Genomic DNA, 21,607 nt, shown 5'->3' on the forward strand with positions numbered 1-21,607 from the left:
CCCTGGTGCCGTCCGGCACCAGGGCCCCTCGACGTGTGGCCACGGAAAGTTGGGATGACACCAGACGATTCGCTCGGCCCGAGATGACCGGCGCCACGATTCGTCATGCCGAGCGGGCACGCAGGAACCAACCAGAGGGTGCTGAGTCCGCCGCGTCGGTGTCGTCGGGATGTCGGCAGCGGGCGTGTCGCACCCGCCCGGCCCGGCAGCGGGGGCGGCCGTCCGTATGGTGCGACGTCTCCGACGGCGACGCCGTGCGTGGCGCTGGACGGCGCCGAACTCCTGTGAAGACCAGCGGAGCCGTGCACAGCGTCCCAAGCCGACATCATGATCAGGCCAGCGGGTCGTGCCCCCAGTTCATGAGCGAGTAGCGCCAGCGCGTCGCGGTGACGTCCCCTTCGGGGCGCTGTTTCAGGTGCCGGTTCACGTAGCCGACGACTTTGCGCATATGGGCGACGTCGTCGGTGCCGAGGTCGGCGTTCTTCGTGCGCAGGAGGTCGACGATGCGGCGGCCCGACGCGTGTCCGACGCTTTCGCCGCCGTCCGTCTTCTGGCCGACGCTTCGGGACTCTTCGGTGCCCAGCCATTTCTCCAAGGCGGTCGGGCTCATGTTGACGGCCCGGTGGAACCGGTCGATGACATCGTCGCGTTCGTCGTCCCGGTCGCCGGTCATGATTTTCCGCGCTTCTTGCGCAGCGCTCCGGGTCTGTGTACGGCGGACCGGCCGGTCTTCTCGCTGCGCACCTCGTACTGCGGATCCCGCGCCGAGGCGTCGACTGTGCGACCGGCCGCGTGTGTTCGCTCGGTGATCAGGCGCTTGATGACGCCGGTGACGTTCTTTCCGTGACTCCGCCAGGAGACCTTGTCGCCCTTGCGGAACCTCGTTGTCCTGGCCACGTCCTGCTCCCGGTCCTGTCGGCGGTTGTGTCGAGCGGCTTGCGGATGCGGGCGGCCGGCCCGAGAAAAGGCGGAACGGCGTTCGAATCCGGTGTCCCTGCGCAGCCGACGCAATCCGACCAAGTGCCGCTTTTTCATCACAACACCCTGCCGCGCGACCCGCCACGCAGCCTTCCGGCGTCCTCAACCTTGCGTACGAGGCCGACTTCGCGGCGTGACCGGTCGTTCCCAGGGGAGCGGTCACGCCCCGGCAGCTCCCACGCCGTGTTGCTCCCGGCTCTGTGGATGCCGTGTCAGGTGGACGCGCGCTGGACGAGCCGGGGATTGAACAGAACGGCGGCGCTTGGGGGTTCGCGGCCGGCGAGGCCCGCCACGACCATGTCGGCGCGGCGGCGGACGACTTCGTCGAAGTCGAAGCTGATCGTGGTCAGGGGTGGGTTGGCCAGTCGCGCGGTGGGGATGTCGTCGACGCCGATGACGGCGATGTCGGCGGGCGCTGTGAGGCTGTGTTCGCGCATGCCCGCGAGGACCGCTGTCGCGGTTTCGTCGTTGAAGGCGCAGACGCCGGTCACGGATTCCGCGACCCAGCCGACCACGGCTTCGGCGGCGGTGGTCGCCTCAAGGTCGGTGCTGCGCACGACCGGTGGTGCGAGTCCGGCGGCCGCGCACGCTTCGGCCACCCCGCCCAGGCGCTCCTCGGCCATGCGGTGCAGGTTGGGGTGCCGGGGCAGGGCGTAGCCGATACGGCGGTGGCCGCGCTCGATGAGGTGTTGCGCCTGGAACTGTCCGATCGGTGCCGTCGCCGAACGCTCGCGCGAGGAGGGGATCACGACGTCGGCGCCCGCTCGGCGCAGGGCTTGCGCGGTGTCGTCGTCGAACGCTTCGAAGCCGATCACGGCCGAGGCGCCGATTTCGGCGCAGACGTCCGTCAGCGGTCGTCGGTGTCCGCCCGCGAGGTGGGTGACCAGGGTGAGGCCGTGCTCGGAGAGCGCGGCGGCGAGGCCTTCGACGAAGCGGCTGATGCTCGCGCCGATGGGCAGGTCGGGTACGGCGAGCAGCGCGATGTCGCTGCGCCCGCGCGCCAGCGTCCGGGCGGACGCGTGCGGCCGGTAGTCCAGTCGCCGGGCGGCCTCCAGAACGCGCTGCCGGGTCTCCTCGGGGATCGACTGGCCCGGGCGGTTGTTGAGGACGAAGCTGACGGTCGTCTGCGACACGCCGGCGGCCCTGGCGACATCGGTGCTTGTGGGGCGCTTGGGACGTGTCATGACGGTTCGTGCCCTCACAGGTGTCGGTGGTGGCGACTGTCGGATCGGCACAGGATAAGACGCTGCGCCATCCGTGTTCGGCGGGGGTCGGAACCGTCCGGTCGGACTCCGGTCGCCGGGCTGCCATCTGCGCAACGACGGCATCGTCCTGTGGGACCGGGACCGGGACCGCGTCGCGAAGCAGAGGTGACACCGCCGGTCGGCCTCGTGCCCCCGCGCACCACCAGCACAGCGCAGACGACGGTGTGACGTTGATGGGATGCGCAAGTCTCGCAGGGGTCAACGAGTCGGGGCTTCGAGCCGGAGCGCTCCTGCCTCTTCCCGAAGGGAACGTATGATCGCGCGTTCGTAGGGCGTCTCGTTGGGTTGGTGCAGGACACGCCGGGAGTGGTCCGTGCCAGTCGGCCAAATCCTTGCTGGTCCAGCAGCCGAAGCCGGTGCCCGGCCCGTTCCAGGGGTTGGGATCGGTGGTGCCGAACAGAACGTAGCCGGGAGGGTTCGTCGTCACGAGCAGGAACGGGTCACGGATCGGGACGTCGGGAAAGGCTGCGGGGGCGGGATTCATGACCCTCCGTGGGCTCGTGTTGATGCGCGGCCATGGAACTGTCGTGCATCTACGGCCACTTGGTGAAGCCTTCATGACGCACGGTCCAACTGCCGTCCTTGGGGAAGCCCGGGGCATCGGTGTCCGCGTCGTCCCACCCGGCGGCCATGAGGGACACGGCCGCGAGCAGGCTGCCGTTGGTGGGGAGGTACAGGGGCAGGAGGCTGCCGATCTGGGGGCTGTGCCCGGTGGCGATGTAGTGGTTCTTGGGGGTGTCCGTGAGCAGTGCGTCGACGGCGAGGTCGGGACGGCCGACGCGGGCGGCGGTCATGGCCATGACCGGGAAGTCCCAGGCCCAAGCGGTGTGCCAGGCCCAGTTGTCGCGCACGTCGAGCAGGGTGGCTTCCATGGCGGCCGGGTCGATGAGCGGTGTCGCGGGGACGACGCCGAGCGCGCACAGCAGCGCCGGGTGGTCGTCGCGGCGCAGGTACGGTTCCGTCGCGATGGCGGTGTATCGGCCGTGCTGCTGGTGTGGTGTGGTCAGGCCGTCCTGGATCAGCTGCCAGTCGCCGTGCCGGGCGCGTCCGGAGCGCTCGCGCCACCGTTGCGCGATCTCCAACCCCCACCACCAGTACGCGAGTTCGAAGGTCGGGTCCTCGGTGGTCCGGGCGTCGTAGAACTCCTGGGCGGGCATCACGGGCGCCGGCAGGTGGTGGGAACCGTCCCGTTGTTCGACGAACGACGCCATGAACAGGACAGTCTCGTCCACGAGTTCGGCGAAGCGGGCGACGAGTTTGTCGCGGTCGGCTTCGCTGCGTGCGCGGTACAGCAGCTCCAGGAGGTACAGCGGGTGCGGTTGCTGCCAGATCAGCAGGGCGCCGATGTCGCGGGGGCTTTCACGGCCGTCGGGGCCGACGTGCTTGGGCCACCGCGCGCCGGCGTATCGCTGGCGGCGGGCGGTGGCGCGTGCGGTGTCGAGGATGGACAGGTACCAGTCCATGCTGCGTTCGAGCAGCTCGGGGCGGCCCCATGCGGGGAAGTGCGCGGCGTGCCACCAGTGCATCTCCAGATGGAACTTGCCCTGCCAGGAGTTGGTGGTCAGACCCGTCTCCGGCGGGGGCATCGTGCCGGAGCAGTTCACCGCGGTCAGGTACTGGGAGAGCACGACCCGGCGCTCCAGCTCCGCGGCGCGCGGATCGCTGCTGCCCGCGAAGTCGACGGCCGCACCCGACGTCCAGATGTCGCGCCACCACGCCTCGGTGGCGGAACAGACCTCGTCGAAGCCGGAGTTGGGGATGGAGGGGCCATCGCCGGGGGTGGAAGGTCGCGACGATGTCGAGGGTGTTCCCGGACGTGGTCAGGAGGAACGTGTGTGACTTGTCCGCCGGGCCGATGCGTCCCTGGGTCCAGTTCAGTTGCAGCGAGTAGGTGGTGTCGTCCAAGGACCGGGCGAGCCGGCACGACCGTTCGTCGCGGGCTTCGAGGGAGGTGGTGTGCTTGCCCGGCGCGGTCCAGTCCGCGGTCTGGCAGAACCCGTCGCTCGCGTAGGGGAAGCGCACGGCGACGCGGGCCAGGCCGGCGGCCAGCAGGTCGGACTCGATGCGGAACGCGACCCGCGAATGGTGGGGATCGGCGACCGTGGTGACGCGCACCTGCCGCCCTGCGTAGGTGAATTCGCTGGTGATCGTCCCGGTCCACAGGTCGAGGCGCTGACGCGTGTCGGCGAGCGCGTCGGGTCCGGTCTCGCGCGCCGCGCCGATCGCCGGGCGCAGGTCGAGGCCGATACGGCCCAGGTCGAGGCGCTGGGGGTTGACGTGCAGCCAGGTGCCCGCGCGGAATTCGTCGGCGACGTCGCCGCCGAAGGCTCCCGCGATGTCGAACCTGTCCGGGTACTCCACCGGGCCGCGCGCGGTCTCGTACGTGGACATCGCGTCGGCGAGGCGGAACCCGTCCGGGTTGGGCATCTCGTGCCAGCCCCACGTCGCCATCGTCGCCGTGTTGACCACCAGACGCTTCTCGGTCATCGCCGCACCCTGGTCGTGGAACGTCGCGAAGGTCTGCATGCCGGTGATGACGGCGGTGTAGGCGAAGTCGCCGTTCCCGACGGTGAGTACGGCCGCGGGGTCCGGCTGCGTCAGCTCGACGGTGTGGCGGCGCACGACGGCTTCACGGTCGATCGGCTCGGTCGACAGAGGAGGAATGGTCACGGTGGCTCGCTTCGGTCGGGCGGCGTAGTTGGCTGCGGAGGTGTGTTCAGGCGGTCGCCTCGCGAAGCTCGGGTCACGCGTGCGCCGCGAGGCTCGTCAGTCGAAATCCTCGACACGCCACTCGTCGTGCCAGTCGAGGACCGGCATGTCGCCGTCGAAGCGGACGGGAAGCCATACATAGTCGGCGATGGAGGTGTTCGGGTCGAGCAGGTCCGACAGGCCCTCGGGGACGTCGTGCTCCTCGGCGGTGGCCATGGTCGCACCGGACGCGGCCATGGCCTCCATGCCGCTCACCACGGCGGCCGAGACCTCGGGGAGCAGGTTCGGCAGCCACCGATCGGCCAGCGCGATGTAGAGGTCGCGCTTGTGTACGCCACCTCGACGGACAGCTCGGGGCAAGGTTCTGCGGTGTGCCCGAGGCCACAGGAATCCGGCGCACGGACTCGGCTGCCACCGCACTCGGCGGGCGGGAGCTTGGGGGCTCCGTCCTCGTGCGGTGGTCGTCGACCGAGGTCGGCCGGCTCGTGCCGCGGCCCGCGGAGTGGTGTGGGGTCAGGTTCCGTTGGCGGGTTGGGTGTAGGTGTGTCCGTCGACGGTGGTGGTGAGGGTGCCGGTGGCGTTGAACTGGTTCCTCAGCACGTCGATGGTGAGGTGGAAGCCGTCGGGGCTGGTCTTCTTGGTGGCGTCGACGCAGCCGGTCTGGACCAGGTCGGAGTACCAGTCGATCTTGTTGAGCGTCGGGGAGGGGTTGTTGGTGGTGACGCTTTCGGTGCCGTTGAGGACGTGGTAGCCGTCGTCGGAGTAGTTCGTGTAGCTGACGGCGACGGTGCTGATGGCGGTGCGGGCGGCGTTCTCGGTGATGGTGACCTGCGCGCTGCCGAACTTGTCGCCCTTGAGGGTGTAGGTGCCCTGTGGGATGTACGGCCGGGCTGGCGGCGGGGTGCCAACCTCGTAGGGGACGCCCCACGGGACGGTGTCCGCGATCGGGGTCACCGGGCGCGGCGGTACCGGCTTGCGGTCGGTCAGGCGGGCGATCATCATCCGCGAATCACGGCCGCCGTCCGCGGTGGACACCGGGCAGGGCAGCGGGTTGTTCCCGCCGCACGCGGGCGAGGTGACCAGGGCCTGCCAGTAGACGACGGCGGTGCCGTCGGGTGACCACATGGCGTCGGCGCGGCCGTTCCAGTTGGGGTCGTTGACCGCTCCGGGGCTGCCGTCGCCCGCGGCGTTGAGTTGCTGGCCTTGGTAGGAGCCGCGGTCGCCGTACCGGTCGATCAGGATCGGCTGGAAGAACCTGCGGCTGCCGTTGTTGCGCGTCGACGAGGTGACGCTGGTGCTGACCATGTCGGTGACCGGCGGGACGGCGCGCATGCCGGCGAGGAACATCTGCCGGTCCGAGCCGCGGGTGTCCAGCGCGACGATCCAACGGTCGTCGGGCGAGGCGGTGACCGGGTCGACGTACTCGGGGTTGCCGGTGAGGCGGCGCACCTTGCCGGTGGTCAGATCCGCGGCGAAGACGTCGATGTTGGACGACTCCAGCGGGGCGCCGATGTAGAAGACCTCGCGGCCGTCGGCGGAGAAGCCGCGCAGCTCGCCGACGGTGATCGCGTCGGGGTTGTAGTCCAGCTCGTTGGGGTTGTCCGGGTTGACCCGCCACAGCTGCTGGGCCGGGTCGGGGTCGAACAGCCGGACGACGTTGACCAGGTCGTAGCGCGGTGCGAGCGGCGTGCCGGTAGTCGGTGCGGGATTGTACACCAGGCGGCCGATGTAGGCGTACTGGCCGAGTTTGCCGTTGATGGAGGTGAAGGCGTTGAAGCCGTAGTGCACGCCGTCCGGGTGCATGCGCGGTTCGCGGATGGGTCCGCCGGGCCCGGAGCCGTCCGGTGTGGTGTTCCATCGGATCGGAACGATGTGCACCTGGTCCGGGGTGCACGCCGCGTCGGCGATCTGGTGGGGGCCGCAGTCGACGATCTCCGTGCCGACCGTGACGCGTTTGCCGTCCGCCAGGGGGAAGGGGTGTTCCGGTGCGGCGGTCACTCCTTGGGCGTTCTCGGGGGGAACGCCGCAGGTGACGCACTTCCATGCGTCGCCGCCCGGGAATGTGGTGCCGTCGGTCTTGACGATGATCAGCTGGTCGCCGGTGTAGATGCTCGCCGGATCCGGGGCGGCAGGCGCCCCGGTGAAGGTGACCACGGCGGTGACGTGCTTGCCATCGGGCAGGAAACCGCCGGACTCCAGGCCCCCGCGTTGGCTCATGCATCCGGTGCCGCGGGGGTTGAGCGCCGGTGTGCAGCCGCCCGGTGCGTTGTCGGCGGTCACCGGCGGCAGTGGCAGTTCGGTGACCTCTATGTTTTCGGGCTTGGGCGCGGGCGGGTTGTTCCGCACATCGGGCAGGAGCTGTTCCGCGCAGGCGCACTGCGCCGGCAGGTCCCATGTGCCGACCTGGGACCAGGCGTTGCCGCGCGAGAACCGCAGATCACCGGAGTCCTTGCACGCCGCCCAGCGGTCCGTCGGGCGGGTCTCGGTGAGCGAGTGGCGGTGAGCGCCGGGCCACGTACGGCACGGGGTGCCATCCGACTGCAGGAACAGGTCCACCGCCGGGTCGGGCGTGATCGTCGCGGACAGGCCGGACGCACGGTTAGGCGAGTCGTGGTACAGGCGCAAGCCGGAGGCCGTGTCCGCGCCCTTGCACTTCCTGCCGTCCTCGCCGGTGCCGATCCGGGCCGACACGCGGAGCGCGAGTACGTCCCCCGCCTTCAGCACCGGTACCGCGAACTCATCCCAGGGGAACGCGATTTCACGTGCGCGGTCGGCGTCCGGGCTCAGGTCGCCGACACAGCGGCGCGTCCCGGTCGCCACCGGCGTGCCGTTGTTCAGCAGCTCGACCTGCACGTCGAACCGCGCGCCCTTGTCCCGCTTGTCGACCAGCCCCAGCCACAACCGCGCCTCACCCAGTGCGGTGAGCGAGACCAGGCCGGCCTCGGTCAGTCCGGGACGGTAACTGCCGGTGGCCGTACCGACGGTCACCGCAGGCCCCGGAGGCCGCCGGTCCGCGTCAGCCGAATCCGCGGCATCGGCGGACGGCCACGACAGCGTTCCCGCCGCGAGGACCAGAACGAGCAGAGCGATCAGCCGCGCGCGGAACTGCGCGGCTCTGGTGCCGGCCGCACGCACCTGCGGCGGAGGGATCTCCGCCTGGGCGTGCGGGTTGCCGAAACGCGTGCCGCACGAGATCACGCGCGGTCGCACGGCAACACGCCATCGTGTGCGCACACCTCTCGCTGATCGATCGGAGAACACGAAACCCCCTTCGCTATTTTCGGCGGCCTTCGACGGGTCGACGATCACGCCGAAACACTGCCGCTGTTCGCCGCAGCAACGCCAATTGGTGCCGCGAGCGTAGGGAAGGCGAGCCCTGCATATCAATCGCGGACAATCCACAATCTGAACTCATGGCCTCATCACTTGGATTGATGAGAATAATTGCGGGGCTGCGGCCATGCCGGTGGAGAAGGATGAAACGACGAGATGTCCGTGCGGGACCAGGGCGCGGGACCGGGCGGGACGAGTCCACAGGACGCGCGCGAACACGGGAGCGGTCGCCTGTTTGCCGCCGGCATTCGTTTTTGGGTTGTGTTTCCCGGAACAGTTCCGGCAGGTTCCGATTCAGGCGGTTATTGAATTGACGGTGCGCATGCGTGCCGCGTGGACGAAATTACTTCGCTCGCTCCGTGAAAAACATTTTCCGAGCGACCCACGGATGCGGGGACACATCGGGCGATCTGCGGTTTCCGCAGGAACGGGGGCTTGCCAAAACCGGTCCGGGGCCGCTGCGGGCGCCAAGGCAGCGTGTGCGGGCGCCCGCCGTGAGCGGGCCGTGCTCATACCGCGTTGTGGGTCCCGTCGCCGGTGCGGCGGGACCCACAACGCGGGGGCTCCTCGGGGGTGTGCGTGAGGGCGCGTCGGTCAGCGTCGCACGGGTTCGAGGAGGATCAGGTAGATCGCGTTCGGGGCGAGGTCGATTGTCTCGGTGTAGGTCTTTCCCGGCTTGACGATCTTGTCGTCGACGAGTTGGAGATCCGCTTTGGTCGGGTCGGTGAAGTAGTTGCTGGTGGTCTGGTCGATCCGGAAGAGCTGTCGGCGGACCGGGCCGTGCCGCAGTTCGGAGGGCAGGCGGGTCATGTCGACGGTCGTGCGGTAGCTGGTGTCGTTGACGTGCTGCCAGTTCCAGACCATCAGCGATGCGCCGGTGCGGTCCTTCGACGCGGTTGCATAGATGCCGTTGTCGCCTTCGAGGTTGTCCGAGACGGCGGAGACGCGTGTGTCCTTCATCCTGGACTGCATCAGGAGCATGTTGCCGTAGGGCGTGAAGGTGTCGGTGAGCGGTCCGTCGGGGGTGCGGGTGACGAACTGGTCTTTTCGTTCCTCCGCGAAGTGCCGGACGCACCAGTTGAACATGTACGTGTCGGGCTGATTCGCGTACAGGTAGCTGTAGGTGGCCATGGCGGCCGCCTGCCGGACGTAGTCGTTCCTCGGGTCGGTGTCGTCGAACGACGGGCCGGGGTAGATGCCGGTCTCGGTGATGAAGGCCGGCAGATCCGTGTCGAGGCGGCGCTGCTTCAGCCACCCGGCCAGTGTCCGCCGCTGTGAGGCCACCGCGCTGAGGTCGCTGACGTACCGCGTCGGTGTCTGGTACTTGTCGTCCCAGGACAGGTAGGCGTGGTAGGAGATGAAGTCGAGGCGCTTGCGGGGATTGCGGTCGGCGGCGAAGTCGTCGAGGAACGGCTCCATCCACTTCGGGTCCATCCACATCAGCGCCGGCCCGCCCACCTGGATCCGGTCACCGCGCCGCACGTTCTTGTTGACGTCGCCGACCGCCTCGTAAAACGGCGCGTAGAAGCGGTACAGGTCGCCGGGTTGCAGGGTCGTCTGGTCGGCCGGGCGTCCCGCCCTGCGCTCCTGGCCGTGGAACTGCCAGTCGGGCTCGTTGAAGGCCTCGACGTACTTGACGTCCGGGTACTTCTCCTTCAAATTCCGCAGGATCAGCTCCAGCATCGGCCGCAGCTCCGCGAGCGGGCGCCGGCCTCGGACGAACGCCGACGGGCTGAGGTTCACCAGAAGGGAATCAGACACCGAGCTCGCCTGGGTGAGGTAGGCGTCCACCGCCGAGAAGTCACAGGTCTGGGTCGCGAGTTCGCACGTGTCGAACACGTTCGTGCCAGGGGCGTTGGCGTTGCTGAGCCAGACGCGGTAGACCTCGCCGTGTAGGCCCTGTTCGTTCAGGTACGCCACGTCGTCGGCACGCTGCTGGGGCCACGCCGCCGCGTTGCCGAAGTTGTTGTACTTCTCCGGCCGCGGTAGTTCCCCCTGCCGCGCACCGAAGTCCACGGACACGCTCGCCGGAGCCGGTGATGCGGGTGACTCAACCGCGTGAGCCGCTCCGACCGGGACCGATAGCGGGGCCAACAAGCCGGCGAGTGCCCCGGCCCATAGCAACCGTTTCGTCGGACGTTTGACCGTCAGTGTCTGCATGCCGGAAAACCACCTCGTTTCGTCGGGCGGCCCGAGGGGCCGTTCCCAGGGGAAGAACTCGGGGTTTCACACAGCAGCGGAGGAGGACGCGGACCGGACCACCGGAACCGCGCCCGCGAACGGGCGTGATGCCGGCGCGCCGTCGTGCCGCCGCCGGCCGAGCCCGGCCGGTCGCACGGGTTACGTGCGCGCCAGGTTTCGTTTCTTGCCCCGGTGACCGTGATGGTAGGAAGCGCACATTCCGCGGATCAATATTTCCGAGTGCAGAATTGAAACTCATGTTTCCATCATTCAGAATGATGACCGGGCGCTCCTTGCCCCAGCAGAACCGAGGCGACGGTCGCGACTGAGCTCCGGAGCAATCACGACGACTGATGACAATGATCGATCCCGTGTGAGGCTTCACCCGACCGTCAGGGGAGACCTGGTGGAACTCAAACAGCTCAAGGCGCTGATCACCGTGGCCGAAGTCGGCAGTGTGACCCGCGCCGCCGAGATCCTCGACCTGGTCCAACCCGCCGTCACCAGGCAGATCCGCACCCTTGAGGACGAGATCGGTGTGATCCTGTTCGAGCGCAGCAGGCAGGGCATGCGCCTCACCGCGGCCGGGGAGATCATGGCCGACCGCGCACGCCGCATCTTCGACGACCTCAAGCACACCCTGATGTCCGTCCAACCACACCCCGACGACGTGACCGGCACCGTGGCCGTCGGCCTACTGGAGAGCACCGCCCACCTGCTCGGCCCGCTCCTCGTCGCGGCACTCCGCCGGAACCACCCCGGCATCGATCTGCGCCTGACGGTCGCGTCCTCCGATCACCTCGAAGAATGGCTTGACAACGGCGACCTCGACGTGACCCTGCTCGACAGCGCCCACAACACCCCCGCCATCAACAGCCACCCCGTCGTCCGCGACAACCTCTGGGCCGTCGCGCCACCCACAGCCGGACTCCGGCCGGACACTCCGGTACCTTTCGCGCACGCCGCGCGACAGCCCCTCGTGCTGCCCTCGTCCGGCCACGCACTACGTACCCTGATCGACCACGCCGCAGCGACCGCCGACGTCGCCATCGACACCGTCGTCGAGACCAACTCCCTGCACATGCAAAAGCGACTTGTCCTCGCCGGCCTCGGCTGGACCGTCCTGCCCGGCGTGGCCGTAACGGAGGACCTCGCCGACGGATCGCTCAGCGCCGCTCCCCTGTGCGAACCCGATATACGGCGCTCCCTCGTCGTCGCGAGACAACCCTCCGCCCGCACACCCTCCGCCGTACGCGTCGTCACCGCCACCCTCGTCCGCCTGAGCAGAACAGCGATGCGCGAAGGACACTGGCACCCGCACTACCACACCCCCCACCCCAAGACTGATCCGCGCCCGTTGCCGACATGACCAACGGCAGTGCGGATGCCACGGTGGCCTGGAGGGCGAAGTCCCCCTGTCGGAAAGCCAATTGGCATTGCCGGCGCTGGTGGGGGAGGAAGGGATGGCTGGGCGGCCGATGTATCCGACGGACCTGACCGATGTCGAGTGGGCGGTGGTGCCGCCGCTGCAGCCCGGTGGCTGTCCAGCCAAGCAAACTCTTCTGAGCTCATCGACGCGTTGGTGTATTGGGTGCGCGCAGGCTGTGTCCGGCGCGGCTTCCCCAGGACTTGCCGCCATACCAGAAGGTGCGCCACTTTCTGGCGCCGGTGGTACGTCGAGGGCCGTTGGGAGGAGATCCCCGCCGCCTGCGTGCGCACGAGCGCGCTGGTGGGGCCGTGAGGCGACTCCCAGCGCGTGTGCGTCCGACAGCCGGAGTGCCACAGGCGACCGAGCGGGGCGGCCGGCACGGGTAGGACGACGGCAAGCAGGTGCCGGGCATCAAGCGGCGCATGCCACTTGACACCCTGGCCCTGGCCGTGTGAATCAGTTCCGCCATCGTCGGCGGCCGGGACGGGCCGCCGTCCTGTTGGCCGGCTCCGCAGCCGAATTCCCGAGCCTGCGGCACCTGCGGGCCGACCAGCAGCACCGACACCAACTCCAACCGCGCCCGGGGCCAGACCCCGGGCCCGTGTTACGGGAACCAGTCGGCGAAATGCCATCGCGGAAAACCTTCGACAACCTGTCCCGCACCGACATCGCCGCAGTGCCCGCGGGTTGGCTGACTCGCGATCGGGAAATCACCATGGGCATGACCGGATGCATGGCATGCACGGTTCATGCGATCGCGCTGTGGAAGCGGTCGACCCCCTCTTACACCGTCACCCGCATTTCGTCGCGGATTGCCTCGCCGTCCGACTCGAGGCGACCGAGTCCGTAATCGCCCAGAATCTGCGTGCGCTCCATGATTCGAACAGCGTCGGCCGAGATACCGGTGGCGCAGTGGAGCATGCGCCAGTTGTCCCAGAGGACCATGTCGCCGAACTTCCACTCGTGGTAGTAGGCGTTGGCGGGATCGAGGCACAAGTCTCCCAGCGAACCGAGGATCGCGTCCCCTTCCGGCTTGGGGAGACCTCGGATTTCCTGGGCGAAGTAGGGCGAGAAGTTCAGCACCGGTCGGCCGGTTTCCTTCTGGCGGTAGACGAGCGGATGCTCGACACGTGGAAACAGGCCTTGGTCGCGTTTCGTGATGAGATCCTGGAACAGCGTCGAACGGCTGGTGACTTTGAGTGTCTTGGGTCGCGCGAACTTCAGGTTGTCGAAGTCGATGTCCATGTGGTAGACGACCGAGAGCCCGTCGACTTTCTCTCTGGCATCCGCGTTCAGCTTTTCGTAGAGCTTGATCTTGTCGATGAATCCCGTCCGGCCGCCTTCGTCGGGCAGCACGACCGGGCGAAGGACGGCGCCTCGGCTCACCTTGTCCAGGTAGATCATGTCCATGTGCCACGGCAGCCAGCCGACGAGCGCTTTTCCGTCGATTTCGCAGGCGTCCGCGTCGTTCGGGTCGTAGGTGAGCCGAACGATCTCCTTGTGCTTGTTTCCGCTGGTCTGGTCGTCCATGGGGTGGGCCTGCACGTCGCCGAAGACACGGCTGAGTTGCAGTTGGAACTCCGCCCCTTCCACGCCCCTGAAGACGATGACTCCGTGCTCGACCCACAGGCGGACGAGTTCGCTGCGCGTCCGGCTGTCGTCCAATGCCTCGAACGTAAGGCCGTGAACCTCACAGCCGATACCATTGGAACCGTCAATAGGCTTGACCTGTATGGTCATCTGCGCCGTCTCTCCGTTTCGAGGCCCCTGCGAGCCCGGTTGGTGAATTGCGCCGACAGGGCGGTCGGGTTTTGCGGCGGAACCGTCACCGCGGTCCCGGTTGGAATTTTACGAAGGGATCTGCGGCGGGAACGTCACGCCGATTGAGGTCCCCTGACAAGTTTTCCGGGCAGTGCGCCGGTGAACTCGCCGTCACGGTAGGTCGGTATGCCGGCGACCGTCGTCGCGACATATCCGTCGGCGCGCTGCATCAGTCGTTTCGCCCCCGAGGGCAGGTCGTTGACGAGGTAGGGCGGACTGACGGAGAGCGCGTCCATGTCGATCACGTTCAGGTCCGCGCGCTTGCCCGGGGCGATGACACCGCGGTCGTGGAGCCCGACGGTTGCGGCGGTGGCGGAGGTCTGCAGGCGGACGACTTCGGAGACCCCCAGCTCATCGCCCCAGTGCTGCAACGAGGTGGTCTGGAACGTGGCATCGACCACCGCACCGACGTGTGCGCCCGCGTCGCCCAGCGCGATCACCGAGGCGGGATCGGTCAGCATGTCGCGGATCGCGCTGTAGTCGTGGTCGTAGTAGTTCAGGATGGCCCAGAACAGCAGCGCGTTGCCGTCCTTCTCCATGAGGAGGTCGTAGATCACCTCGTTGGGGTCACGGCCTTCTCGCTGCGCGATTTTGGCGACGGATTTTTCAGGATCGCGACCGTAGTCGACCTGATCGCCGATCGGGAAAAGCCGTGAAGGCGTAACCATGCTGGGGTTCGTCGCCGCCTCTTCGAGCACCCGTGAACGGAATTCGGGATTGCGCATCGCAGCGACTTGGTCGGCCGGCGTTTTTCCTGCTACGGCCTTGAAGGACGGCAGCCCCTTGAAGGGGTGTGCAGTGGTTGTCAGCCCCATGATTCCTCCGACGGGGCGAGGGGCCACCTGGGCACGCAATTCGAGCCCCTGGGCACGGCACCTGGCGATCATTGCCATGTGCTCGCGCCATCCGTCGGGGTCATCGTGGAACTGGGTGATCGAGATGGACATCGGCCGGCCCGAAGTGCGCAGGATTCGCTCGATCATCGCGTATTCCGCGGCGCGCTCGTCGGGGTAGAAGTCCGAGATCAGTTGCAGCACACCGCGTCCGGCGTCCTTGACACCCATGGCAATGCCGGTCAGTTCGTCCTCGTGCGCGCGATAGGACGGAGTCGGGTCACCCTTGATCGACTTGTGGGAGATCAGGCGCGAGGTCGAGAAACCTATCGCGCCGGCCCGCATGGCGTCGCGGGTGATCTCGCGCATTCGAGCGATGTCGTCGGGCGTCGCATACTCCAGACGGCGGGCCCTGTCGCCCATGACGTACACCCGCAGCGGAGCGTGGGGCAACTGGGCGCAGACATCGACGTCCCAGGAGCGGGATCCCAGGACATCGAGGTATTCGCCGAAACTTTCCCAGTTCCACTCCAGGCCGTCGTGGAGGGCGGTCCCGGGGATGTCCTCGATGCCTTCCATGAGCTCGATGAGTACGTCCTGGTCGCCAGGGCGCACGGGCGCGAAACCGACTCCGCAGTTGCCGGTGACAACGGTGGTCACACCGTGCCAACTTGACGGCAGAAGGCGCTCGTCCCAGGTCGCCTGGCCGTCGAAGTGCGTGTGAATGTCGACGAAACCCGGGGTGACGAGCAATCCTCGCGCATCTATTTCCTCGGCGCCGGCGGATTTCACCTTCCCCACCTCGGCAATGCGCCCGTCCGATACGGCGACATCAGCTTCGACAAGGGGTGATCCGAGGCCGTCGGCGACGGTGCCACCGCGAATGACGAGATCGTACTGAGCAGTCATGGATATACCTACTTCGCGAGGTGCGTGCAGTAGCAGGGCCGCGATCTTGTACACGCGTACAGCATCAAGTTAACACCGCGTGAAATGCGGCGCAAGACCCTGCGCCCAGGCCGAGGAGCGGGTGGCCGACCGTCCACCTCAGCCTTGCGTCAAGCCTGTCGACCCAACCGTTTTCCGGATCGCGCGGCGTACTGAAGCATGCGGTGTGCCTGCGACGATCTGCTGCTTCCGTCGTCAATCAAGGCGCACGTCAGACGCCGCTCCTCAGGAGCGCACAGCCGAACGCCGTCTCAAGCGTCTTGTACCCGTGTACAGCACGGGGGTACGTTGATACGAGGCTTGCCACACTTCCCACCTTCGCCGACGATCCCCGTTCACACACTTGATCCCCTGGTCGGCGAACAACCCCACACCGAAGGGCAGCGTCACCTGGGATGAACGACCCCGGCACCACTGTGACAGTCCGGGGACGACATCGGCCGCCGAGGGTGCGAGGGACAGCCGGAGTCATCGGCAGGCACCATCCGACGCGGACTCAGGGACAGCCCCCGAATTGTCACTGACGAACAGACCGGTCGAAGACACAACTTCCGATCCCGGTCACAGGCTGCCGGCACTGCCCACCACCACGAGAAAGGGACCGTCGTGTCCATTGAGGACGAGTTGCACGAGCTCCGCCGCGAACTTCGCTATGTGGCAGATCGCATGGCCATCCTCGACTGCGTCATGAAGCAGTCGCGCGGCCACGACCGCCACGACGTCGAGCTGATGGCGAGCGTGTACCACGACGACGGAACCGACGAGCACGGCCCCGTCGTCAAGCCGGGACCTGAGTACGGCGAGTACGCCAACCAGGCGCACTCATCGGTGTTCATCGACCACCTGCACAACATCACCACCCACACGTGCGAGATCGACGGCGACGAAGCCCACTGCGAGAGCTACGTCATCGGCGCCATGCGCGCCCGCGACGGCAAGAGCGTCCACCTCATCGGCAGCCGCTACCTGGACCGCCTCGAACGCCGCAACGGCACCTGGAAGATCGTGCTGCGCCGCTGCACCCTCGAGTGGACGTTGACCGGCGACACCTCGCTGCTCACGTCCGGGGCGTTCGCCGGCTTCATCAAGGGCACGTGGGACAAGAAGGACCCCTCATACGCACGACCCCTGGGCCTGGAGTCAACGCCCGTTCAACGGTGGTGAGGATGTAGGCCGCGCGTTCCTCTCGATGGGGGCGGAGCGGATGGTCCAGCGGAGTCCATCGGCTCGTTGGGTTCGGCGCCTGGTCGTCTCAGGCCCGGCGAGCGGCGGAAGAGCGGCGCTGGGTGGAGGCTCTTGCTCCTGACAGCGGATGCGACAGCGCTGCGGACGCGAGGCCGCTGACCGAGTCCGGTGTGATCACGCTGACGCGGGTGCAATGCGCAATGGCGGCCGCAAACAGATCCACGGCAAGTGATGGCCGAGACGAGGCGAAAGGGCATTGGATTTCAAGCAACTCACTGCCCTCATCACGGTGGCTGACGCGGGCAGCGTCACCAGGGCCGCCGAGCTCCTGGGGCTGGCGCAGCCCGCCGTCACCCAGCGCATCATCGGCCTGGAGAAGGAGCTCGGCGTCACCCTGTTCGAGCGTACCTGGCAGGGCATGCGGCCGACCGAAGCCGGGCTGGTCATGGTGCACCACGCCCGTCGCGTGCTGGAGGAGCTGAAGCGCGCCCGGAACCTGCTGCGGCCGACCGGTGTGCTGACCGGCACGGTGGCTGTCGGCCTCCTGGACAGCACCGCCGACGTGTTGGGCGAACGGTTGTTGACCGCTGTCACCTTCGAGTACCCCGACATCGACCTCCGCGTCGTCACCGGGCACTCCGGTCAGCTCCAGCAGTGGATGGACGACGGGCACCTGGACGTGAGCCTGCTGGACAGCGTGCACCACATCGTGTTGATGCACCCCACCACTCTGATCATCGAGAAGCTGTGGGTCGCAGCACCGCTGAGCGACCGCCTGCGGCCCGACCAGCCGATCCCTGTCATGAGACTCGCCGAACGCCCTCTTGGCCTGCCTGCCGCGGGCCACGCACTCCGAACGCTGATCGACACGGCGGCCGCCCAAGCCGGAACCCACCTCGACGTCGTCGCCGAGTCCAACTACCTCCCCATACTCAGGCAGTTCGTTCTTGCCGGGCACGGTTGGGCCGTTCTCCCCGGGGTGGCCGTCGCCGCCGACCTCGCCGTCGGCCTGGTCAGCGCCGCACCCGTATCCGAGCCGGAGATACACCGATCCATCGTGCTGGGTACTCCGCGGGCCCGCCACGCGTCTGCCTCCACCGTGGCCGTCGCGCGGCAGGTGACCCGCGAGGTCAAGTCGGCCGTCGCAGACGGGCGGTGGTATCCCGCCACGTGACCGCGACATGGCGGATGCGGGGTGGTTCCTCCGTCGGGTCCGGCTCACCGACTGACGGACGTCCAACGGCTGTCCTGTAGCCGATTCGTCGGTTTGGCGGAAGGGCAACCGCACGCGACCGGACGGGCGCCTGCGCCGCCCCAGTCGGGCCGGCGAGGGGATGGCAGTGACCCAGCAAGCTTGAACAGGTCCGAACAGGCCCCGGACCTCGAGGCGGCGTCGACACGCAGGACAAGACCCAGCCCCGAAGCTCCGCTCCGGGATGTGAGGCCCTGCGCGCGCGGCCTCAAAACTGCGCGCACTCAGTGCCCAAGCCGCTCCGAACCTGTTCGCGCTCGACGGCGTCGGCCCGGACGTTGCCGGTCAACTCCCGGCCATCCGCGGCGACACCCCGAACGGCTGAGCTCGGGAACGTCAATCGCGCACCTGGTTGGGGTCGTGCCGATACCCGCCTTGTCCGGCCGCCGCGACCGGCACCGGCTCAACCGCGGCGGCGACTGCGCCGCCAACCACGTCCTGCACAACATGCCCCGCACACCGTCGCCCTGTCCTGTAGGTGGCTTGGGGGTCGGGGGCACGGGTGTCGGAAGGGCTCCCGCGTCGTGTGACGGACGTGGCAAGACGTTTCCCACCGCTGCACTCCGTGCCCCTGACCGTGGTTCCCGTCAGCGGAGGTCGTTCAAGCTCTTTCCGACGTCGGCGAGGGTGAGCGGCTTTCCGTAGTCTCCGGTGAGCGCGGTGGCCGGCGCGTCACACCGGTAGGCACCGGTGTCGGGTTTGAAGTCGGCGGGCTTCCAACCGTCGGGGGTCGCCTGGACGACGTTGTAGCACTTCACGGGCACGTGTTGGGAAAGGTCGATGGGCGCCTGGAGTCCCCCGCCCGCCCAGTTGGTCTCCTTGGCTGCCGTCTCGTAGAGGCACTTGCGGGTGAGGTTGTCCCCGCAGGCGACGGCTGCCTTGGCGAAGACGAGCCAGGCGGAGAACGCCTTGAGGCTGAGAAAGCTCACCTTGGAGCCGGGGGCGTACTTGGCGTACAGGTCGATCATCTGCTGGACGGCCGGGGACGAGGACGCCGTCTCCAGCGGGTGGAAACCGCCCAGGTCGGCAAGGTTGTTCTGATAGGCGAGGGCGGTCTTCCCGGCGAGTTCGAGGAACGCGGGACCGTACGCGTTGGAGTTGGCGTCGATCCAATCCGGCTTGTACTGGAGGCTGGTGAGGACCTGCTCCAGTTTCGCAAGGTTGCGGAAGTCGCCGAGGAAGACCAGGCCCTTGACACCCTTGTTCTTGATGGACTGCGCGTACGGGGTCCAGTCGGAGACGCCGGCCGCGGGGTACAGGTCGGTGTAGGTGACGTTCGCACCGATGGCGCGCAGGCTTTCGGTCGCCCGCTGTGTGCTGACCTTGGTGACCGGGGCGTCGATGGCGATGATCCCGATCGACCCGGCGGAGGCGGGGTAGGCCTCCTTGGTCAGCCAGTTGTAGAAGCCCTCGTACGGCCAGTGCGACGGGCTGAGGGGCTGGATGGAGATCTGCAGGTCCGAGCCCTGATTCTCGACGGTGGCGGTCTGGGCCGGGAACTCGGGCAGCAGGCAGTTCAGCCGATCGCGGACGCCGAGCGCGTCCAGGCCCGCGCCGCCGCCGACGAGCGCGAAGTCCTCGCTGCATGCCTCGGTGACCCGCTGCCGGACCTCCGTGAGTTTGGTGTCGCGGACGGCGGCGCTCAGCTTGCGTCCGTTGATGCCGCCGGCGTCGTTGCACCAGGCAGTGAACACCTTGGCGACGTCCCCGAATTCGGGCTTCTTGGTGAAGCCGACATCGGTGAGGGTGCCGACTTTGATCTCCTTGTCGGTGACACCCTGGGCAGGTGACCCCGAGGGGTTGCCGGGGCGGCAGACCTGTTTCAGGTCTCCGAAGTCGGCGGACACGGCTGTGGGGGCGGCCGTCGCCTGCCCGTTGCTGTCCTCGTCACTGCCGCCGTCACCGCTGCGTCCGCAACCGGCGAGCACCAGGGCCGAGGCCAGGGCGAAGACAGCGACGGATCTGCGGGTTCTCCGGGTTCTGCACAGTCTCATGGGCTTTCCTCCGACGGGCTCGTGGTGCAGGAACGCCGGCCCCCCGTTCGGTGTTTGGGGACGCAGTGGGTGCGGCTCGCGTGCGCAAAAGGCTGGGGCCGGTGTGGTGCGTTGCCTGCGGTTCCCGGCCGGTGCCGTGGAGAACGGCCTGGGCACACCGGGCCGCGACTCGGCCGCCCGCCGCAAAGCGGGGCGCCGAGAACCGTCGCGCCACCGGACCGTGGTTCCGAAAGTCGAGGCGCACGCGACTGTACATGCGTACAGCGCGGCTGTACATGGTTCGCCGGGCGGACGGTTCGCGGGCGGCCGGGGGGCGCACGGATCCGCACACCCCGTGTCGACTGCCGCTGCACCTTACGGTGCCTCACGAAAGTGAGGAGTTTCGCTCTGCCACTGTACGCGTGTACAGTTGTTGCTGTACACATGTACAGGTCAAGTCTTCGAGGAGGAACCGTGAGCCGCAGCGACCTGTACTACGACCCGTACGACATGGAGATCGACGCCGACCCGTACCCGGTGTACAAGCGGCTTCGTGACGAGGCGCCGCTGTACTACAACGAGCGCCTCGACTTCTGGGCGGTCAGCCGGTTCGCCGATGTGGTGGCCGTCGCGAAGGACACCCGCCGTTTCAGCTCCGCGAAGGGCGACATCCTGGAGGTCGTCAAGGCGGCGCCGGCCATCCCGCCGGGGACGTTCATCAACGAGGACCCGCCGATCCACACCATCCACCGCGCTTTGGTGCAGAAGGCGTTCTCGCCGAAGAAGATGCGGGAGATCGAGGCGAAGATCCGGGCTTTCTGCGTCGCGTGCCTCGACCCGCTGGTGGGCTCCGACCGCTTCGACTTCGTTCTCGATCTGGGCGACGAGCTGCCGATGCGGGCGATCGGCATGCTGATGGGCATCCCCGATTCCGAGCAGCCGACCGTACGCGACCACGCGCAGCGCAGTTTGCGCAACAAGCCGGGCGAGCCGCTGCCGGTCAGCGAGAACCGGTACTTCGACGGCCGGATGTACGCCGAGTATGTCGACTGGCGGGTCAAGAATCCGTCCGACGACCTCATCACCGAGCTGCTGAATACCGAGTTCGAGGACGAGACGGGCAAGGTCCGCAAGCTGACCAAGGACGAGGTCCTGATTTTCGTCGCGGTCATCGCGGGTGCGGGCGTGGAGACCACCGGCCGCCTGTTCGGGTGGATGGGCAAAGTCCTGTCCGAACACCCCGACCAGCGCCGCGAGTTGGTCAAGGACCGCGGCCTGATCCCCAACGCGATCGAGGAACTGCTGCGCTACGAGCCGCCCGGCCCGAACCTTGCTCGCTACGTCACCGAGGACGTCGAGATCCACGGGCAGACCGTCCCGGCCGGCAGCGCCATGCTGATGATGTTCGCGTCGGCCAACCGCGACGAGCGGCAGTTCGAGGACCCGGACCGCTTCGACATCCACCGCAAGATGGGCCAGCACGCCACCTTCGGCCACGGCGTCCACTTCTGCGTCGGTGCCGCACTCGCCCGCCTCGAAGGACGCGTCGCCCTCGACGAGGTTCTCAACCGCTTCCCCGACTGGGAAGCCGACATGGCGAACGCCCGCCGCTCACCCACTACCACCGTCCGCGGCTGGGACACCATGCCGGTGGCCATCGGCTGAGACCACCGGACCACCCTGTTCACCGGGGGCGGCCG

16 protein-coding genes are annotated in these 21,607 nt (G+C 67.8%); 5 read left to right on the plus strand and 11 right to left on the minus strand.

The features are described 5' to 3' along the window. Positions 1 to 331: 331 nt before the first annotated feature. The 8 genes from ACRX5W_RS26615 to ACRX5W_RS26650 all read right to left on the minus strand — a co-directional run bounded on the left by ACRX5W_RS26615 (position 332) and on the right by ACRX5W_RS26650 (position 10,301). On the minus strand, positions 332 to 673 hold the full coding sequence (locus ACRX5W_RS26615) for a DUF3140 domain-containing protein (protein ID WP_436790859.1): 342 nt from the start codon (positions 671 to 673) through the stop codon (positions 332 to 334). Beyond that, positions 670 to 897 (minus strand): DUF2945 domain-containing protein, encoded by a 228-nt coding sequence (locus ACRX5W_RS26620; RefSeq protein ID WP_436790860.1) that lies wholly within the window; start codon positions 895 to 897, stop codon positions 670 to 672. The genes ACRX5W_RS26615 and ACRX5W_RS26620 overlap by 4 nt, the downstream gene beginning before the upstream one ends. Before the next feature lie 293 nt (positions 898 to 1,190). Beyond that, positions 1,191 to 2,162, minus strand: a complete 972-nt coding sequence (locus ACRX5W_RS26625) for a LacI family DNA-binding transcriptional regulator (RefSeq protein ID WP_436790861.1) — start codon at positions 2,160 to 2,162, stop codon at positions 1,191 to 1,193. 614 nt (positions 2,163 to 2,776) lie between these two features. Further along, a complete protein-coding gene (locus ACRX5W_RS26630) occupies positions 2,777 to 3,706 on the minus strand; it encodes a hypothetical protein (RefSeq protein WP_436790862.1) in 930 nt (309 codons plus the stop codon). After that, a complete protein-coding gene (locus ACRX5W_RS26635) occupies positions 3,603 to 4,913 on the minus strand; it encodes a hypothetical protein (protein WP_436790863.1) in 1,311 nt (436 codons plus the stop codon). The genes ACRX5W_RS26630 and ACRX5W_RS26635 overlap by 104 nt, the downstream gene beginning before the upstream one ends. Before the next feature lie 96 nt (positions 4,914 to 5,009). Beyond that, positions 5,010 to 5,312: a hypothetical protein gene (locus tag ACRX5W_RS26640; RefSeq protein WP_436790864.1), complete on the minus strand. Its 303-nt coding sequence runs from the start codon at positions 5,310 to 5,312 to the stop codon at positions 5,010 to 5,012. Between the two features lie 153 nt (positions 5,313 to 5,465). Continuing rightward, positions 5,466 to 8,162 (minus strand): hypothetical protein, encoded by a 2,697-nt coding sequence (locus tag ACRX5W_RS26645; RefSeq protein WP_436790865.1) that lies wholly within the window; start codon positions 8,160 to 8,162, stop codon positions 5,466 to 5,468. Between the two features lie 717 nt (positions 8,163 to 8,879). Next, complete coding sequence (locus ACRX5W_RS26650; RefSeq protein WP_436790866.1) at positions 8,880 to 10,301, minus strand: GH39 family glycosyl hydrolase; 1,422 nt, start codon at positions 10,299 to 10,301, stop codon at positions 8,880 to 8,882. A gap of 571 nt (positions 10,302 to 10,872) precedes the next feature. Between ACRX5W_RS26650 and ACRX5W_RS26655 the strand changes: the two genes are divergently transcribed. Further along, positions 10,873 to 11,835 (plus strand): LysR family transcriptional regulator, encoded by a 963-nt coding sequence (locus tag ACRX5W_RS26655; RefSeq protein WP_436790867.1) that lies wholly within the window; start codon positions 10,873 to 10,875, stop codon positions 11,833 to 11,835. An 843-nt stretch (positions 11,836 to 12,678) separates the two neighbouring features. Here ACRX5W_RS26655 and ACRX5W_RS26660 read toward each other — a convergent pair. Next, positions 12,679 to 13,635 (minus strand): TauD/TfdA dioxygenase family protein, encoded by a 957-nt coding sequence (locus tag ACRX5W_RS26660; RefSeq protein ID WP_436790868.1) that lies wholly within the window; start codon positions 13,633 to 13,635, stop codon positions 12,679 to 12,681. A gap of 134 nt (positions 13,636 to 13,769) precedes the next feature. After that, a complete protein-coding gene (locus ACRX5W_RS26665; protein WP_436790869.1) occupies positions 13,770 to 15,458 on the minus strand; it encodes an N-acyl-D-amino-acid deacylase family protein in 1,689 nt (562 codons plus the stop codon). Positions 15,459 to 16,103: 645 nt separating this feature from the next. On the opposite strand from ACRX5W_RS26665, the gene ACRX5W_RS26670 reads away from it, so the two are divergent. The 3 genes from ACRX5W_RS26670 to ACRX5W_RS26680 all read left to right on the plus strand — a co-directional run bounded on the left by ACRX5W_RS26670 (position 16,104) and on the right by ACRX5W_RS26680 (position 18,579). Further along, positions 16,104 to 16,661, plus strand: a complete 558-nt coding sequence (locus tag ACRX5W_RS26670) for a nuclear transport factor 2 family protein (RefSeq protein WP_436790870.1) — start codon at positions 16,104 to 16,106, stop codon at positions 16,659 to 16,661. Between the two features lie 277 nt (positions 16,662 to 16,938). Then, the gene (locus tag ACRX5W_RS26675) at positions 16,939 to 17,856 is read left to right on the plus strand and encodes a LysR family transcriptional regulator (protein ID WP_436790871.1); all 918 of its coding nucleotides are present in this window, start codon (positions 16,939 to 16,941) and stop codon (positions 17,854 to 17,856) included. A gap of 438 nt (positions 17,857 to 18,294) precedes the next feature. Then, positions 18,295 to 18,579: a hypothetical protein gene (locus ACRX5W_RS26680; protein WP_436790872.1), complete on the plus strand. Its 285-nt coding sequence runs from the start codon at positions 18,295 to 18,297 to the stop codon at positions 18,577 to 18,579. Here the strand turns inward: ACRX5W_RS26680 and ACRX5W_RS26685 are convergent. Continuing rightward, positions 18,522 to 19,928, minus strand: coding sequence for an ABC transporter substrate-binding protein (locus tag ACRX5W_RS26685; protein WP_436790873.1), 1,407 nt, complete (start codon positions 19,926 to 19,928; stop codon positions 18,522 to 18,524). The two genes, ACRX5W_RS26680 and ACRX5W_RS26685, sit on opposite strands and share 58 nt — an antisense overlap. 453 nt (positions 19,929 to 20,381) lie before the next feature. Between ACRX5W_RS26685 and ACRX5W_RS26690 the strand changes: the two genes are divergently transcribed. Then, positions 20,382 to 21,572, plus strand: a complete 1,191-nt coding sequence (locus tag ACRX5W_RS26690) for a cytochrome P450 (RefSeq protein WP_436790874.1) — start codon at positions 20,382 to 20,384, stop codon at positions 21,570 to 21,572. Positions 21,573 to 21,607: the final 35 nt, after the last annotated feature.

It is taken from the genome of Yinghuangia sp. YIM S10712, from assembly GCF_051388935.1.
GTDB lineage: Bacteria > Actinomycetota > Actinomycetes > Streptomycetales > Streptomycetaceae > Yinghuangia.

Coding starts and splice junctions, on each gene's coding strand:
- ACRX5W_RS26685 (WP_436790873.1), bottom strand. CDS start 19,928: ATGAGACTGTGCAGAACCCGGAGAACCCGCAGATCCGTCGCTGTCTTC.
- ACRX5W_RS26660 (WP_436790868.1), bottom strand. CDS start 13,635: ATGACCATACAGGTCAAGCCTATTGACGGTTCCAATGGTATCGGCTGT.
- ACRX5W_RS26665 (WP_436790869.1), bottom strand. CDS start 15,458: ATGACTGCTCAGTACGATCTCGTCATTCGCGGTGGCACCGTCGCCGAC.
- ACRX5W_RS26630 (WP_436790862.1), bottom strand. CDS start 3,706: ATGGACTGGTACCTGTCCATCCTCGACACCGCACGCGCCACCGCCCGC.
- ACRX5W_RS26625 (WP_436790861.1), bottom strand. CDS start 2,162: ATGACACGTCCCAAGCGCCCCACAAGCACCGATGTCGCCAGGGCCGCC.
- ACRX5W_RS26615 (WP_436790859.1), bottom strand. CDS start 673: ATGACCGGCGACCGGGACGACGAACGCGACGATGTCATCGACCGGTTC.